Genomic DNA, 16,816 nt, shown 5'->3' on the forward strand with positions numbered 1-16,816 from the left:
GTTTCTGAAAAAACTGCCGTCCAGCTATCGGGAACGGCTGACCAAAGCGGCAGCCTGAGCTAATTTATCCAGGAAGAACATAGAACCAGCAAGGAACAGGGACACTTTTCTATCTTTCAAGTTTTAGTATGTAATATGAAATCAGGGAGGACTGAGCCGGTCCTCCTTTTTTTATCCCGCAGCCGTCCAAAACGGGCACGCCCTTTACGCCCGGAATACCCCGGTTTCCTGAAATTTCACTTTATTTTTATGAAAGTATTAATAGCGTAACTTCTGGCGACACCACTCTGCAGGTTTTTCTTTTATTCTTCACAAAGTCAGAAATATTTTTAGATATTGCAGGATTATTCTTCTGTCACGATGAATAACTTTAGGTAAGATTTCCCCGTATTGACCAATCCATCCCCCCGATTCCCGTAATCAGATATGAGAGCGGGTGCCATCTTGACCGAAATATCTGCTGAAACTGTTGAAAAGAGCAGAGAATTACTGGAGCACGCCTGTCAGGCAGAGGCCTCAGATATTCATTTTATCCCACGTATGGAAGATACACTTGTTGAACTGCGTATCCACGGTTACCTTTATCAAATGACCCTTTTGCCCGCAGCAGATGCTGAACGAATCATTAATCATTTTAAGTACCTGTCCGGCATGGATATAGGAGAACGCAGGCTGCCGCAAAGTGGGTCAATGAGACTCATCATTAACAGCGAGGTTGTCTCACTCCGTCTGTCAACGCTCCCCACACCAGAACAGGAAAGCCTGGTCATTCGATTATTACCGCAGCAGAAAGAATTGGCAGTTCGTGACTTATCCGTGTTTCAGGAGGCAACTGAAGGACTTGCTTCCCTTCTTAACTTTAATAGCGGTATGATTCTGATTTCAGGGCCTACAGGTTCAGGAAAGACGACCACATTATATACGATGCTTATGGAACTGCAGAAACGTTATCATGCACGGATCATCACTATTGAAGACCCGATTGAAATAAGAAATCACAGTTTTGTGCAGATGGAAGTGAACGAAAAAGCACATTTTTCCTATGCGGAGGGATTCAAAGCCATTCTGCGGCATGACCCTGATATCATCATGATCGGTGAAATAAGAGATGAAAATACAGCAAAAATGGCCGTCCGGGCCAGCCTGACAGGTCATCTTGTCCTTTCTACGGTGCATGCCTTTAATGCTTCCGGCACGATCAGAAGAATGACAGAACTTGGCGTACCCCAGTACGACCTTAAGGAGACGCTGGTTGGCGTGATTGCTCAGCGACTGGTAAATATTCAGTGCCCGGAGTGCGGGCCGGTCTGCAGGACAGACTGCAGCAACCGCCATCATCCGAGTCGAACGGGAATTTTTGAGATACTGACTGGAATGGCATTACATGAATATCTGTCCAGCAGATCAAGAAGCAGCCGGCCCGCGTATAAAACGTTCGATGATTATCTGGAGGAAGGCGTCACAAACGGACTGATAGAGAAAAGAGAGTGGAAGGGGGGTGGAATAGCAAATGCGGAGAGCCGGACGCTGGAAAAAGAAAGAACAGGCAAAGATGCTGATTCAGCTTGGTGAATGTCTCAGGGATGGCTATTCCCTGAGAAAAGCCCTGAACCTTCTGCAAATTGAATGGACCGGGATCATGAGAAGAAAGACAGATCAGATGATTCTTCAGCTGGAAAAAGGTGTACCGTTCCATGATGTCCTGCTTTTTGCCGGGTTTCCCCGGGAAATTGCGACGACGGTCTACTTTTCTCAGCGAAGTGGCAGATTGTCCCGTGGTTTGATTGAGAGTGGGACCCTGGTACTCAGACGTGAGGAATATAAAGAGAAAATGGGCAGGCTGATGCGTTACCCGATTATCCTGATCTGGTGTCTGAGTATGATTCTGCTGATTATCAGCCGATTCGTTCTCCCCAGTTTTCTGAGGCTCTATCAGTCCTTTTCCATTGAACTTCCGCAGATTATGAAAATGCTGATCCTGTTGTCCGGTCGGTCCGAGACCATTTTTGCTGCAGGTTTGCTGAGCGCCCTCATCCTGCTGTGCGCTTATCTGACGTTTAAACGTTTACCGATTGGAAAAAAGATAAATTGCCTGATTCCTTTTCCCTTCATCGGTTATTTTGTCAGGTCTTATCTGACGCAGCAAATGTGTTTTCAACTGGGCCATTTATTAAGCGCCGGTTTATCTATTCGGGATTCTGTTGCCAGTATGACTGAAAAAGGGACCACGTCGTTTCTTGAACATGAAGCAAAACGGATGGGCAGATTGCTCGAAGAAGGTATCGAACTGGATAAAGCGTTAGAAACGGCAGGGTATTATCTTTCTGATTTTTCTTCCGTGGTAAGACACGGTGAACGAAACGGTTTTCTTGATCATGCCCTTCAGCGATACGGTATGACCGTTATGAAGAGATCAGACCAGAAAATACAAACCCTGATGTCCTGTATCCAGCCGGTTCTTCTCCTGCTTATCGGTGGATTTATCCTGGGCCTGTTTGCATCAGTTCTGATTCCTGTCTTTGAGATCATTAACGGATTATGATTTCCCAGGGAGAAAAGATGAAGACTGCAGATAAAACAGCCCCGCATTGATCAGCTGGATTTGAATTTTTGGCTGATACTGCTGGCGAAGTGCTTCTTTTTCCTGAAAATAAGGCTCGGGTTTATCCTCTTCAGATTCGTAAAAAGCGTCCAGAAGACGCTGATCGACTGCCCATTTTCTTCCGGCTTCTTCTGCCCAGTCTTTTGATTCATCGGCCAGTGTTGATCGGATAAAGGATTCGATTCGCAGCATGCCGCTTTTGATTTTGATCAGAGGACTGAGTGTATAACTGTAATCAGGTATTTTGGGGGACAGAGGTAGTTCACGGATGGCATCACGAAAACCATCGATTAACGTACCGTTGATCAGTTGCAGTCCGGCGGAACAGAGTCGCTCTTTTTTCAGGTCACACTGATAACTGATGCGCATGTTCATGCACAGCCAGGGTTCCAGTGCAGCAGAAGAGGTGTTCCGAGGACTCTGATATAAGCGAATGAAGGACCCAAGCTGTCTGGCGGCATCAAAAATCTGATGGAGGCGCGGGGCACCGAAGTAAATGAACTCTCCATCCTGATCGGAATGGGGATTGGTCCGCAATCGAAGTGTTACGGTTTCGCCTGTTCCTCCTGTCTGTTTGATATAGTGCCAGTAAAATGGCCGGTTCATCAGAATTTTATCCATTTCTTCCGTTAATTTTACCGAGAGAACATGACCATTGGTTTCAGGAAGCAGGCGGCATCCTGAAACGGTAAAAAAGCGATTAAGGTACTGATTAATGGCTGCCGGCTGCATTTCGCACCTCCGAGAGTGGTTGGCTTTCAGAATTGATCACACTGCTTAAATTATCAAGTTTTATGCGGATTTCGCCATCTGAATCAGATTCTTCAAAGATCGTCTGAACCTGTTTATCAATGTCCTTCAGATCTATCCGGGTAAGAATAGCATCCAATCGTCCAACGACCTGTTCAAACAGATGAATTTTATTATATAAAAGATTCAGAATATGGCTCTCTACGGTGCCGTGCACTGCAAAATTGTAAATGTGAACATCTTTTTCCTGACCGAGACGATGAATACGTCCGATTCGCTGCTCAATCCTCATAGGATTCCATGGCAGATCATAATTGATCAGGTGGCTCGCGAACTGCAGATTGATTCCTTCGCCGCCGGCCTCTGTCGCTATTAATACCTGTATTCTGCTTTTAAACAGTTCGCGCATCCAGTCTTTCTTACCACGCCGAAAACCTCCGCTGAATGGAACGGAAGTGATCCCGTGTTGTTTAAAAAACCATTGCAAATATAACTGTGTGGCCCTGTATTCTGTAAATATGATCACCTTATCGTTAATCTCACGAATGAGCTCGAGTGCCTTTTCCGCCTTGGCGTTCCGGGTGATCGCATTCAGTCTTCTGAAAATGGAATGCCAGAGATGTTCGTGGTGGAGGTGATCGGAGGCATGGTATATTTTGTTAAGTGTCTTGAATGCTGCTTCACGACTGCTGCAGGCTTCCCTTTGCAGGGTGACGAGTGAAAAGCCCTGGATGATGCCGGCATGCCTTAAATCCGTCAGAGATTGATAAAAGGCTGCCTCTTCCCTTGAAAATGTGATGTCGAGTGAACAGACGATTCGTTTGGGCCACCGCAGTCCCGTATCTTCTCTTCGATTGCGTACCATCACCTGACTGACCAGTTTATTCAGCTTTTTTTCATTCTGCAGGGATCCGCGATCTGACTTGAAGACTCGTGAAAAAACATCGGCACTGCCCAGATAACCAGGCTTGAGAAGTGAAACAAGATAAAAGATTTCACTTAATCGGTTCTGTATCGGCGTAGCTGTGAGCAGCAGACAAAACCGCTTTTTTAGCAACTGAACGAACTGATAGTTTTTGGTTTTGTGATTTTTAAGTTTATGGGCTTCATCGATAATGACAAAGTCATAGTCCTGCTTCAGCACCAGACTTCGATGGGGGTCCCGTTTCGCTGTATCTATTGAGGAGACAATGACATCGCATTTGTCCCACATGTAAGATTTGCGCTGAGGTACAGCCGGGATCGCAAATTTGCGGTTCAATTCGGAAACCCATTGTGAAACGAGGGAGGCAGGAACGAGTATCAGGACTTTTCTGGCAAGCCCGCGGATCATATATTCTTTAATGATCAGACCGGCTTCAATAGTCTTTCCGAGTCCGACTTCATCTGCCAGAATCGCTTTACCGTGCATTTTTTCAATCACATGCTGTGCGGTCTCAACCTGGTGCGGATGGAGCTTCAGATCCGGTAACTGAGAAGGAGCAATAAGCCCGTGAAAAGAGGGGACGATCCTGGCCTGTTCCGCCTGGAAAGCAAGATCAAACATCACCGGATTGGCCCATGGCCCCCCGGCTTCAATTTTTTTTATCAATTCATCCTGCCACGAACGATCAAATTCAATAATCGGTTCCATATTATGTCACCTTTTTTGTTAAAATTTTGTGAATGAAAAGCATTGATTTTATTCACCTGTAAATGGTAGGATATGTATTGTTAGTATGACCGATTCAGACAGGATTAAACGACAACAATTGAATGTTTTGCGGATGACGGCATGGGGAGAGCGCGCAGCCGGGCGACGCCGAAGGAGCAAACAGTCAGTGAATCTCTCAGGCAAAAAGACTCATGACGGACGCACCTCTGGAGAGTGCTACAGACAGGAAAGCCACCAAAGGGGATACCGTGTGTGACGATTGTTGTTCATACGATAAACTTTCAGGTTTCAGGACAGGGGAACACGTAATGTGTTTTCTCTGTCCTTTTTTCTGCACTATGTGCAACCGGGGCTTAGCGGGCATCAGGTTTTCTTTATACACTGGCAAAAATGAAGGGAGACGGGTATCAGCCTTGAAAACGACACCGATTTATGAATATTATAAAAGTTCAGATGCTAAATTGATTGAGTTTGGCGGATATTTATTACCGGTCAGTCTGTCGGGAATTAAGCTGGAACATCAGGCTGTCAGAACCAGGGCCGGACTGTTTGACGTATCGCATATGGGTGAATTTCATTTACAGGGACCCGAAGCTGAAGCGTTTCTTCAGAAAATGATTACGAATAACGTAGCAAAGACGCAACCTGGCGATGCGCAATATACGGCAATGTGCTATGAGAATGGAGGAACGGTCGATGATCTGATGGTCTACCGTCTGGCTGGTGATGCCTTCATGCTCGTTGTAAATGCAGCAAATATTGATAAAGATTTTGACTGGCTGGACAGTCACTTAACCGAAGAGGCGGTATTGACCAACCAGTCGGCAAATATCGCACTCCTTGCCCTTCAGGGTCCCGCCGCAGAACACATTCTTCAGAAGATTGCGGATATTCCTCTTGCGCAGATCAGTCGTTTTACATTCCGGGAGCATGTCAGTCTTGAAGGGATTCAGGCACTTGTTTCCCGTACAGGATATACGGGTGAAGATGGTTTTGAACTCTATTGCCCGTGGGAGAAGGCCCGGGCCCTGTGGGACAGATTACTGGATGCAGGAAAGGATGAAGGATTAATCCCGTGCGGACTCGGTGCGAGAGATACATTGCGGTTTGAATCCTGTCTGCCGCTTTACGGGCAGGAACTCAGCCCTGATGTTTCTCCACTTGAAGCCGGGATCGGTTTCGCTGTTAAAGCGAAAAAAAATGTTCCCTTTCTTGGTCAGAAGGCTTTGTCTGAACAAAGAGAGAACGGACTTAAGCGAAAAATTGTCGGTATCGAAATGGTAGACCGGGCGATTCCGAGAACACACTATGAGGTCTATTCGGATAACCGGAAAATTGGTCAAATCACGACCGGAACACAGTCACCGACTCTGGGAAAGAATCTCGGGCTTGCGCTGATTGACATCATGTATACCCGGCCCGGGACCACTCTCGAAGTCGATATCCGTGGGAAAAGGAAAAAAGCGGTAATTGTTCATACGCCCTTCTATAATAAAAAAAATAATTGAGGAGGTCACATCATGACGTCATATCGCTATCTTCCGATGACCGAAGAAGATAGAAAAGCCATGCTTCGGACCATAGGGGTAACAAGTGATGAAACATTGTTTTCTGACGTTCCCGAAGGTATTCGTTTCAAAGGAAAACTGAATGTTGAAAAAGCTTTATCGGAACCTGAACTGATCCGTCTGATGACTAAACTTGCCAAAGAAAACATTTCGACAGAAGATCTTCCATCTTTTCTGGGTGCCGGGGTCTATGACCACTACGTTCCCTCAGTTGTTGACAGTGTCATTTCAAAAGGGGAGTTCTATACCGCTTATACGCCTTATCAGGCTGAAGTGTCCCAGGGCGAATTACAGGCCATTTTCGAATTCCAGTCTCTGATCTGTGAACTTACTGCCATGGAAGTGGCCAACTCTTCGATGTATGACGGGTCTACAGCTCTTGCCGAAGCTGCTCTCCTGGCATCCGGTACAACGAGAAAGAATAAGATTCTGGTTTCTGAAGCCGTGCATCCGGAATATCGTCAGGTACTCAGCACATATGCCCATGGCCGTCACCTGAAGGTCGAAACCATCCCGGTCCGGAATGGTGTGACAGATCCTGAGCGGCTGAGACAGGCTGTTGATGATCAGACAGCATGCGTCATCGTTCAGTATCCCAATTTTTTGGGACAAATTGAACCGTTAAAACAAATAGAGGCCATCGTCCATGACGCAAAGAAGACGCATTTTATTGTTTCCAGTAATCCCCTTGCACTGGGCGTTCTGAAACCTCCAGGCGAATTTCATGCAGATATCGTGGTCGGAGACTGCCAGCCCCTGGGTATTCCCACATCCTTCGGCGGACCCCATTGCGGGTATTTTGCCGTAACAAAAAAACTCATCCGTAAGATCCCCGGAAGACTTGTCGGGGAAACGGTAGATGAAAATGGAAAGCGCGGCTATGTTCTCACCCTTCAGGCAAGGGAGCAGCATATCCGCCGGGATAAGGCAACATCAAATATTTGTTCCAACCAGGCACTCAACGCGCTTGCCTCTTCAGTAGCCATGGTCGCACTGGGTAAGCATGGGATCCGGAAAATGGCTGAACAAAATGTACAAAAAGCGCATTATGCTGCGAAAAGATTGAAACAGGCAGGAGTTCAGGTGATGACAGAAGGGGCTTTCTTCAATGAATTTGTGATTCATTGCGGAAAACCGGTAGCTGATCTGAATCGTGTGCTATTGAAAAAAGGGTTCATCGGCGGCTATGATCTGGGTCGTGATTCAGAAGAACTGAAAAACCGGATGCTTGTTGCTGTTACAGAAATGCGGACGAAGCAGGAGATTGATGATTTTGCTGATGCTCTGGGGGGAATTATTCATGACTGATGAAGAAAATCAGACACTCATTTTTGAAGAGTCGAAAGCCGGTCGCACCGCTTACAGCCTCGCTGAACTGGATGTGCCTGAAGAGCCGCTGGATCATCTGATTGATCAGGATTACATGCGTACAAAAGAACCGGAATTCCCGGAAGTATCCGAACTCCAGCTTGTTCGGCATTACACGGCACTGGCCAGAAGAAATTTCGGTGTGGATAATGGTTTTTACCCGCTGGGTTCCTGTACAATGAAATATAATCCGAAAGTAAATGAAGTCGTGGCCAGACTTGAGGGGTTTTCAAAAATCCATCCCTACGAGGATGAGAGTTCCGTTCAGGGTGCGCTGGAACTACTGTATCGGTTACAGATGAATCTTGAAGAAATAACCGGTATGGATGCAATCACTTTGCAACCTGCTGCCGGGGCCCATGGTGAGTGGACAGGACTGATGATTATCCGTGCCTTTCACGAAGCCAATCACGATTTTAAACGAACAAAAGTTATTATTCCCGACACCGCGCATGGAACAAATCCGGCCTCAGCATCTGTCGCCGGGTTTGAACCTGTCACCGTCAGGACAAATGAAAAGGGCCTTGTGGATCTGGATGATCTGAGAAGGCTGGCAGATGATCAAACTGCCGCGTTGATGTTGACGAATCCCAATACCCTTGGCCTGTTTGAAACACATATCCGTGATATTGCCAGCATTGTTCATGCAGCGGGAGGAAAAGTGTATTACGACGGTGCCAATATGAATGCAATCATGGGAATCACCCGTCCGGGGGATATGGGCTATGACGTTGTTCACCTCAATCTGCATAAAACCTTCACCGGACCGCACGGCGGAGGCGGACCGGGGTCGGGTCCTGTCGGCGTGAAAAAGGAGCTGGTGCCGTTTTTGCCCAAACCACTGATTATCAGAAAATCAGATGGAAGCTATGGGCTTGATTATGACCGTCCTCTCTCCATTGGTCGGGTCAAGGCTTATTATGGTAATTTCGGCATTCTTGTCCGGGCTTATGCCTACATCCGTACGATGGGTGCGGAAGGTCTGCGCCAGGTGTCAAAGGACGCTGTTTTGAACGCCAATTACTTAATGAAGCGGCTTTCTCCATATTTTGAAACGCCTTATAAACAATTTTGCAAACATGAATTTGTACTCTCCGGAAGCCGGCAAAAGAAGCTTGGCGTTCGGACACTTGATATGGCAAAGCGTCTGCTTGATTTCGGGTATTATCCACCAACGATCTATTTTCCTCTGATTGTTGATGAAGCTATGATGTTTGAACCGACTGAAACAGAATCTAAAGAAACACTGGATGCCTTTGCTGACCACATGATTAAAATCAGTGAAGAAGCTGAGAAAGATCCAGAATGTGTGCAGGAGGCACCGCATCAAACGGTTGTTGCCCGACTCGATGAAACCCGGGCAGCACGCCACCCGGTTCTGCGCTATCAGCCTGAGACTGTCTAAAGACAATGTGAAATATTAAAAAAGGTGCACGATTCTGATCAGAATCGTGCACCCTTTTTTCAGTGAAATGGATGAAATAATATCATGATTTTTTGATTTTTCCATCCCATTTCTTAAAACCACCCTGCAGCTGAAAAAGATTCTTGTATCCCAGCTTTTTCAGTACAGCGGCAGCTCTTGCACTTCTTACACCGTTTGCATCATAAAGATAAATCGGCATGTCATGACGAATCTCAGCTTTTCTGATCTTAAGCTGCGTGAGCGGCAGATTTCTGGCGCCCAGTATATGTCCCTTTTTAAATTCATCCGGTTCACGCACATCGATCAGTTGTGCTTTTCTGTAGCCGGCACGAAAATCGGCTTCACTTAAAGTTGTGAGATATCTGCGCTGCAAATACCGGGAGATAAATACATACCCAAAATAAGCAGCGATCATAACAATCAGAATTATCCAGCCCATACCTGTTTCCCCCCAAGACTTATCACAACATATTATACCGATTCAGAACCTTTTTTTAAAGAAGGGGCAGATAAAGTCAGGTGACAATAGCCGGCAGATGGATAATCCGCCATAGTGAAAGCGCTTTAATCCTTGTTTTTTCCATTGTAGTATTGTAACATAGAATGAGTGATTAAGTGATCGTTGATTAGGAGGAGACGTTATGTCGCCTACACCAAGTATGGAAGACTACATTGAACGGATTTACTGGCTGATTCAGGATAAAGGGTATGCCCGCGTTTCCGACATAGCGGAAGCGCTGAATGTACATTCATCGTCAGTAACGAAAATGGTTCAGAAACTGGATAAGGATCAATATCTGATCTATGAAAAATATAGAGGATTTATTTTAACCCCAAAAGGGAAAAAGATGGGAAAGCGCCTTGTCTATCGTCATGAACTCCTGGAAGATTTTCTGAAATTGATCGGTGTTCATGATGAAAATGTTTATAAAGATGTTGAAGGGATCGAGCATCACCTCAGCTGGGACTCCATTGACAGAATAGGCGATGTTGTCCAGTATTTCGAGGAAGATCCCAAACGGGTAGAACAGCTTCTGGAAATCAAAGAACGAAGCGAAGAAGAAGAATAGTCAGAAAAAGATGAACAAAAGGATTAATGATTGACATTAAGTGAAACTTCAATCAGTGGGGGTCTTCATCTCCCACTGATTGTTCGTTGTACCCAGGGCTGCTGCGGGCCGTTATCCCCCAACCGGGCCTGTTCGTTTATCCTCATGACCCTGAGGTGGGGACTTTACTTCCCGTTAATGCGGGACGATAAACCGGGAGAAGATTCTTCCGGTCTTTTTTTTATTTTCCCTCATTTAATGAAGTAAGGGGGGAAGGACCTGTGTGGATTGATATTGTTTTTTCAGGGGGAGGAGTCAGGGGCTTTGCATTCGCGGGAGCACTTGAAGTACTGGAAAGATCCGGATACCGTTTTAAACGAACGGCAGGAACCAGCGCAGGTGCCATTGTGGCGGCTCTGGTCGCTGCAGGCTATACGTCGGAAGAAATGAAACGGTTAATGGTGGAAATGAATACCCGGCAACTGCTTGATCCGCCTGGTCTGATCCGCTTCCCACTTTATAAATGGCTCCGCATGTACTTCAGCCTGGGGCTCTTTAATGGTGATGATCTGGAAAAGTGGCTGTTGCATGTTCTTAAGGAAAAGGGCGTCATCCACTTTTCAGATCTTTCGGATGAAGCCCTCAGAGTCATTGTTGCGGATGTTTCAAAGAAGAAAATCGTTGTTTTTCCTGATGACCTGGCAGAATATGGTATCGATCCCGGCCAGTTTTCAGTAGCCCGGGCTGTACGCATGAGTGCGGGCCTTCCCTTCTTCTTTAAGCCTGTCCCTTTGTCCTATGGCAGTGGACAGAAATCTTTAATGGTCGACGGTGGCGTGTTAAGTAATTTTCCGTTGTGGCTTTTTGACAGGGAAAATAATCTTCCACTTCGCCCGTTTCTCGGGTTGCAGGTTACAAATAAAATACCGAATAATGAAAGCGTCGTAAAAATAAGAAATGCGGCTGATTTATTTCGCGGGATGTTCACAACAATGCGCGAAGCACGGGATGAACAGACCATTGAGAAACTTCAGGGTTCAAATATCATCACTATACCCATTACGGAAGTCAAGACGAAAGATCTTCAAATTTCCAGGGAGGAGAGAGAACGCCTGTATCAGATAGGCAGAGAGGAAGCCAAACGTTTTTTGAAAAAATGGTGCTATTAATAAGGTATGTTAACGTTGCCTGTTGCTTATATCCTTTATGGGTTATGGGCTGAGCGGAAGGTACGAGACTCCTGAGTGATCAGCGAGCGAGGTGAGACTGCGCAGTGCAGTAAGGTGAAGTTACCGGGCAAGGGGCTCACGGATCGCCCGCGTCAAGTGAGCACCTGGAGCGAAAAATAACAGACAAGTTTTATGAAGCCATCAATAAAGTGAAACCTCAATCAGTGGGTGGCTACCCCGACTGATTGTTCGTTGACCTTATCGGGCTGCTGCGGTCCGTTACCCGGGCCTGTTCGTTTTCCCTCATGACCCTGAGGGGGGTAACTGCCCGTTCAAAGATATAAGAAAAAAGACAGTCAGATGACTGTCTTTTTTCATCCCTGAGTAAGTATAAGCAGAAAAACTCAGCCTGTGGAGTCGTCAAAGATTATGTCAGCCGGCAAGTTTTTCTTCCTGATCATCTCAGAAGAGGACCCGTTTCTTTTTTTTAGCCTTTTTCCCATCAATGACGGTCAAATGTCTGTCCTCTCGCAACGATGTCCTGGAAAAATCTCTGAATGTGCGTGATCCTGTCGAAATGACTTTCAGCCTTGATGGATGCTGCAGATTGCGACTCTTTTTTCCGGCTGTCGCGAGTTTATGACGCTTAACGGATTGCCGGGCCGCTTTTTTATAAGCCTGATCTGCTGTTTTTCCGGCACTGCCGGCAAGACGACGGAACAGGTACAGACCAACGGTCACAATGATCGCAACGATCACCATTTGGACCAGCAAAGCGGTCGGATTATCAAGGACAGAGGAGAGTAGACCGAAAAGTCCGAGGGCAACGATCAGCGAAAAGAATAAGGAATAAAGGAACGTCTTCACGGACATTCACCTCCTGAATGATTTAAAGAACCTGATTCGTGACATACCCTTTTTCTTTCTCAATGGCCGTTTCGCATGCCCGCATCCTTTCAAATGCCCGAATGCCGATTTCAATCTGTCCGGCATCCGGCTCTTTGGTAGTAAGCAGCTGGACACTGAGTCCGGGATAGCCAAGCCAGCGCAGGACGGGAATATGACGCACCCGATTGGTAAATCTCAGGATTTCATAAGCCAGACCAAGATCGAAAGGAATCAGCAGAATGCGGGACACAAGCCTGAGCCACAGCGGATCGGCAGGGAAAAAGAGATACAGAAAAATACTGATAATAGCTGTAAACAGAATAAAACTTGAACCGCAGCGATAATGAAACCTTGAATGCTTCATGACGTTTTCCACCGTCAGCGGATCGCCGCTTTCAAACGTATTAATTACTTTATGTTCCGCCCCATGGTATTGAAACAGCCGTTTAATCAGGGGCGTCATAGAAATAAAATAAATATAGCCAATGAGCAGAATAATTTTAAATAAGCCTTCAAGAAGAACCTGGCCCGTATTACTGCTGATCAGCGGTTCGAAAAAACTGGCAACAACGGCCGGAACAAGTGTGAATACGAATTTCGAAAAAAGAAAGGTAAGAATACCGATCGCAGTAAGTCCGAGAATAGTACTCAGGCTTCGCTTTTTTTTCTCATCCTTCTGAACTGCACGGATACCATCCTCAGCCGGATCTGCATCGTAAACCTCAGATGCAAAGTTAAGATGCTTTGTTCCTATTCCACTGGCTTCGAGGATGGCAACGATACCTCGAATAATTGGTATTTTTTTTAGGGTATTCAAAGAAGGATTGTCTTCTTTCGGACACTCATAATAAGATACTGAATGGTCTTTTCTGCGAACAGCAGTTACCGTGGTGTACTTTCCGCCCATCATGACACCCTCAATAACTGCCTGACCACCATATACCGGAACATGTTCTGACATGACTCATCTGCCCTGCCTTTATCTGCATTTCAAATGCACTTCATTATTTGTTATCTACTTACTTTATATTCTACCCGAATAACCTGAAAACCTCTAGGAAACTGAACGATTTTTTGATAAAACTTTTCCGCATCATATTCGTTTTCTGAACAGGATTCTGACTTCAGAAAATTCATGGGGCATTTCGGGTATACTGAATGTGTAGAATGATCATCGGAGGGTGTCATTGTGGCGAGAAAAGTACGAAAGAAAAAGAAAGATGGTACAATGAAAAAGGCGGGAAAATCACTGGGAAGATCAGCTGTGATCGGTTTTTTTGGCGGTCTGATATGGGGGTTTGTCGCTTTAATCTGTTATCTTCTTAATTTTACTTCGATAGGTCCGTCTTTATTATTTTCCCCATTCCCGCCCGGTGCCTGGAGAAACGGGACAGGCGGGCAGTTTCTTGCGGTTGCGGGAATCAGCGTTCTGTCCGTTCCCTTTGCCCTAATTTATCGATTCACTCTAAGTCGTTTGAAATCAATTTGGGCAGGTATCGGGACGGGTGTACTGCTTTGGGGACTTGTGTTTATCGTCCTGAAACCATGGCTCAGAGGACTGCCTGTTTTCTACCGGCTGGGCTGGAATACATGCACAACAACCCTGTGTCTGTTCATTCTTTACGGGCTGTTTATCGGATACTCAATCGCTTTCATGATACAGGAAAATTCAGGTAGAGAGAACTATTCAAATAATTAGTGCTGTGGTAAAATTGGATCAGTGTTTTGGTTTGTGCGGTATGTTAAAGGAGGACAACCATGATTTCAGTAAATGATTTTCGAACAGGGTTAACCATTGAAGTGGATGGAGATATTCTCTCTGTCATTGAATTCCAGCATGTCAAGCCGGGGAAGGGTGCGGCTTTTGTTCGTTCAAAGCTGAGAAACCTGAGAACAGGGGCGATTCAGGAAAAAACTTTCCGAGGCGGCGAAAAAGTAAATACAGCCCACATTGATAACCGGAAAATGCAGTATCTGTATTCAAGCGGGGATACGTATACGTTTATGGATATGAATACATTTGAACAGCTGGATCTTGACAAGAGCCAGATTCAGGAACAGCTCAACTTTTTAAAAGAGAACATGGAAGTTAATATTCAGTCGTATCAGGGAGAGACACTCGGTGTGGTTCTTCCGAATACGGTTGTCCTCGAAGTTGCTGAGACGGAGCCGGGGATTAAGGGAGATACAGCGTCGGGAGGTTCAAAACCGGCTACACTTGAAACGGGTTACGTGGTAAATGTTCCGTTTTTTGTTAACCAGGGGGACAAGCTGATTATTGATACACGCTCTGGTCTCTATGTATCAAGAGCCTGACCGAATGGACAGATTTATCCCGTATTGACGGGCAGTATCACCCCGGGGTCATGAGGGGAAACGAACAGGCCCGGTTGGGGATCACTGCTCGCAGCAGCTCGATGGGTCCAACTGACAATCAGTGGGGGATTTCACTTTCTCTTTGCGATTTCACTTTCTCTTTGCACCTTACTTTTAGTAGGTGCTTTTTTTGTGCACTTTTTTCCGTTGTACGTATTCATAAGGCGGACAGGCAGGCATATATTTATCAATAGCCAGAAATATCCTGCAAGGGGACCGGGGGATCACTGTGAAAGAAATTATTCCATTTTTGCCTGAGCCATTTCAGAAAGTCATTACATGTATGCCTGTTGAGCAACTTGCCCTGCTGGAGGAGATACGCTGCCGTGCCGGACGTCCGCTTGAGCTGATTGTCTCCGGCAAAGTCTGGCATCCGGATGAAGGTGTATTGCCGGTATTATCATTAACCCAGGCGAAAGAAATGCTGCAGAAAATGGGAAATTATTCATTGTATGCTCTCGATGAAGAACTGAAGAGGGGCTATGTGACGATCAGCGGCGGGCACCGGGTGGGTCTGGCAGGCAGGGTCATCACACAGAATGGACATGTTCTGAGAATCAGGGATGTTACGTGTTTCAATATCAGACTTGCCAGGCAGAAAATCGGAGCAGCACTGCCACTTGTCCCTTTTCTTTATCAGAAGGGAAGCTGGCTCAGCACCTTAATTATCGGTGCTCCGCAGACTGGAAAAACCACATTGCTGCGTGATCTTGCACGGATTATCAGTGAGGGAATACCTGCCAGATACATTGAAGCCAAAAAAACGGGTATTGTTGATGAACGATCAGAAATTGCCGGCTGTATCCAGGGCGTCCCGCAAAATAGATTAGGTGTCCGTGTTGATGTTTTAGATGCCTGTCCGAAAGCAGAGGGTATGATGATGCTGATCAGATCAATGAGCCCGGAGGTACTGATCGTCGATGAAATCGGCAGACAGGAGGATACGGAGGCATTGTTTGAAGCCATGAATGCCGGCGTTGCTGTGATCGCTACAGCACACAGTTCTTCTCTGATGCAGCTGAAAAGAAGACCCTCTTTTCGTTCACTGCTCGATCAGCACCTGTTTGACCGTTATATTCAGCTTTCCAGAAAGATGAAAGCAGGAGCATCCGGTTGCCGCCTGACTCTCTATGATAAGGCTTTTAAACCCTTATCTGCTGTGCAGGAGGTTTGGCAATGATTTGGATAATGGGTTCACTGATGATTATTGCCGCCTCGACCGGGGCGGGCATGCTGATTGCCTCCCGCTTCCGGGCAAGGCCTAAAGAAATTCGTCAATGGATGTCTGCGCTTCAGTCTATAGAAGCGGAAATCGTTTATGGCCGCGTTCCGGTAGCTGAACTTGCAGAGCACCTGGCAGGACAATTACCGGATCCTGTCGGAAGTTATTTCAGCAGCCTGAGAAAAAATTTACAGGAGGCTGGCCTGTCCCTTCGTGAGTCCTGGACGAAAGCTTTGGAAGAATATTGGTTGGATACAGCGCTGAAGAAAAGTGAGAAAGAAATCCTGCTTCAGTTTGGCACCACACTGGGTAACGAAGACGCAGATAACCAGCAAAAGCATATCCATCTTGCGCTCGCCCATCTCAGGCGGCAGGAATCGGAAGCAAGGGCGGCGCAATCGGCTAATGAGAAAATGGCCAGAAGCCTTGGCTTTTTGTCAGGTCTCTTGCTGGCGCTTATGTTTATCTGAAAACATCAGAACCGACGGAGGAGAGATAACATGTCCCTTGATGTGAATACCATCTTTCAAATAGCAGGAATAGGGATCATTGTGGCGATGATCCAGACGGTTCTGAAACAGATGGGAAAAGACGACTGGGCTCAGTGGGTTACTCTGATTGGATTTGTCGTTATCTTATATATGGCTGCAACGATGATTGACGACCTGTTTGAAAAAATAAAGAATGTTTTTCTGTTTCTGTAGCTGCATTCTGCCGTTGTTATATTATTTCGGGACAGGCATA

General features: G+C 46.1%; 17 protein-coding genes and 1 riboswitch. Of the genes, 12 read left to right on the forward strand and 5 right to left on the reverse strand.

The window, feature by feature from the left end:
- Nucleotides 1-444 precede the first annotated feature (444 nt).
- A complete protein-coding gene (gene comGA, locus EWH91_RS12200; RefSeq protein WP_240697357.1) occupies nt 445-1,572 on the forward strand; it encodes a competence type IV pilus ATPase ComGA in 1,128 nt (375 codons plus the stop codon).
- Complete coding sequence (gene comGB, locus EWH91_RS12205; protein WP_129930311.1) at nt 1,511-2,542, forward strand: competence type IV pilus assembly protein ComGB; 1,032 nt, start codon at nt 1,511-1,513, stop codon at nt 2,540-2,542. Before comGA ends, comGB begins: the two co-directional genes overlap by 62 nt.
- Here the strand turns inward: comGB and EWH91_RS12210 are convergent.
- Entirely contained in the window at nt 2,537-3,334 is a 798-nt protein-coding gene (locus EWH91_RS12210) for a YqhG family protein (protein WP_129930312.1), read from the reverse strand. The two genes, comGB and EWH91_RS12210, sit on opposite strands and share 6 nt — an antisense overlap.
- Nucleotides 3,315-4,985, reverse strand: coding sequence for a DEAD/DEAH box helicase (locus EWH91_RS12215; protein WP_129930313.1), 1,671 nt, complete (start codon nt 4,983-4,985; stop codon nt 3,315-3,317). The genes EWH91_RS12210 and EWH91_RS12215 overlap by 20 nt, the downstream gene beginning before the upstream one ends.
- A gap of 133 nt (nt 4,986-5,118) precedes the next feature.
- Nucleotides 5,119-5,207: riboswitch (glycine riboswitch) on the forward strand.
- Nucleotides 5,208-5,419: 212 nt separating this feature from the next.
- Between EWH91_RS12215 and gcvT the strand changes: the two genes are divergently transcribed.
- From gcvT to gcvPB, 3 genes are read left to right on the forward strand one after another with little or no spacing between them, the layout of a single operon-like run.
- Nucleotides 5,420-6,514, forward strand: a complete 1,095-nt coding sequence (gcvT, locus tag EWH91_RS12220; protein WP_240697358.1) for a glycine cleavage system aminomethyltransferase GcvT — start codon at nt 5,420-5,422, stop codon at nt 6,512-6,514.
- Between the two features lie 12 nt (nt 6,515-6,526).
- Nucleotides 6,527-7,882: an aminomethyl-transferring glycine dehydrogenase subunit GcvPA gene (gcvPA, locus tag EWH91_RS12225; RefSeq protein WP_129930314.1), complete on the forward strand. Its 1,356-nt coding sequence runs from the start codon at nt 6,527-6,529 to the stop codon at nt 7,880-7,882.
- Nucleotides 7,875-9,347 carry an aminomethyl-transferring glycine dehydrogenase subunit GcvPB gene (gene gcvPB, locus EWH91_RS12230; protein WP_129930315.1) on the forward strand — a complete coding sequence of 491 codons (1,473 nt, stop codon included), beginning with the start codon at nt 7,875-7,877 and terminating at the stop codon, nt 9,345-9,347. The genes gcvPA and gcvPB overlap by 8 nt, the downstream gene beginning before the upstream one ends.
- A gap of 82 nt (nt 9,348-9,429) precedes the next feature.
- On the opposite strand, the gene EWH91_RS12235 is transcribed toward gcvPB, so the two are convergent.
- Nucleotides 9,430-9,807, reverse strand: a complete 378-nt coding sequence (locus tag EWH91_RS12235; RefSeq protein WP_129930316.1) for a rhodanese-like domain-containing protein — start codon at nt 9,805-9,807, stop codon at nt 9,430-9,432.
- A gap of 202 nt (nt 9,808-10,009) precedes the next feature.
- Between EWH91_RS12235 and mntR the strand changes: the two genes are divergently transcribed.
- Both mntR and EWH91_RS12245 read left to right on the forward strand, forming a co-directional pair.
- On the forward strand, nt 10,010-10,438 hold the full coding sequence (gene mntR / locus EWH91_RS12240; RefSeq protein ID WP_129930317.1) for a transcriptional regulator MntR: 429 nt from the start codon (nt 10,010-10,012) through the stop codon (nt 10,436-10,438).
- A 260-nt stretch (nt 10,439-10,698) separates the two neighbouring features.
- Nucleotides 10,699-11,586 carry a patatin-like phospholipase family protein gene (locus EWH91_RS12245; RefSeq protein WP_129930318.1) on the forward strand — a complete coding sequence of 296 codons (888 nt, stop codon included), beginning with the start codon at nt 10,699-10,701 and terminating at the stop codon, nt 11,584-11,586.
- A gap of 462 nt (nt 11,587-12,048) precedes the next feature.
- Here the strand turns inward: EWH91_RS12245 and EWH91_RS12250 are convergent, their stop codons facing one another.
- Together EWH91_RS12250 and EWH91_RS12255 are read right to left on the reverse strand one after the other, a co-directional pair.
- Nucleotides 12,049-12,453, reverse strand: coding sequence for an SA1362 family protein (locus EWH91_RS12250; RefSeq protein ID WP_129930319.1), 405 nt, complete (start codon nt 12,451-12,453; stop codon nt 12,049-12,051).
- A gap of 22 nt (nt 12,454-12,475) precedes the next feature.
- On the reverse strand, nt 12,476-13,435 hold the full coding sequence (locus tag EWH91_RS12255; RefSeq protein WP_129930320.1) for a DUF1385 domain-containing protein: 960 nt from the start codon (nt 13,433-13,435) through the stop codon (nt 12,476-12,478).
- 228 nt (nt 13,436-13,663) lie between these two features.
- Here EWH91_RS12255 and EWH91_RS12260 point away from each other — a divergent pair, with 228 nt between their 5' ends.
- The 5 genes from EWH91_RS12260 to spoIIIAC all read left to right on the forward strand — a co-directional run bounded on the left by EWH91_RS12260 (nt 13,664) and on the right by spoIIIAC (nt 16,776).
- Nucleotides 13,664-14,173, forward strand: coding sequence for a YqhR family membrane protein (locus EWH91_RS12260; protein WP_240697359.1), 510 nt, complete (start codon nt 13,664-13,666; stop codon nt 14,171-14,173).
- Between the two features lie 59 nt (nt 14,174-14,232).
- Nucleotides 14,233-14,790 (forward strand): elongation factor P, encoded by a 558-nt coding sequence (gene efp / locus EWH91_RS12265; RefSeq protein WP_129930321.1) that lies wholly within the window; start codon nt 14,233-14,235, stop codon nt 14,788-14,790.
- Between the two features lie 289 nt (nt 14,791-15,079).
- A complete protein-coding gene (gene spoIIIAA, locus EWH91_RS12270; RefSeq protein WP_256359838.1) occupies nt 15,080-16,030 on the forward strand; it encodes a stage III sporulation protein AA in 951 nt (316 codons plus the stop codon).
- Nucleotides 16,027-16,542, forward strand: a complete 516-nt coding sequence (spoIIIAB, locus tag EWH91_RS12275; RefSeq protein WP_129930322.1) for a stage III sporulation protein SpoIIIAB — start codon at nt 16,027-16,029, stop codon at nt 16,540-16,542. Before spoIIIAA ends, spoIIIAB begins: the two co-directional genes overlap by 4 nt.
- A gap of 30 nt (nt 16,543-16,572) precedes the next feature.
- A complete protein-coding gene (gene spoIIIAC, locus EWH91_RS12280; RefSeq protein WP_129930323.1) occupies nt 16,573-16,776 on the forward strand; it encodes a stage III sporulation protein AC in 204 nt (67 codons plus the stop codon).
- Nucleotides 16,777-16,816: the final 40 nt, after the last annotated feature.

This window comes from Sporolactobacillus sp. THM19-2, assembly GCF_004153195.1.
Lineage (GTDB): Bacteria > Bacillota > Bacilli > Bacillales > Sporolactobacillaceae > Sporolactobacillus.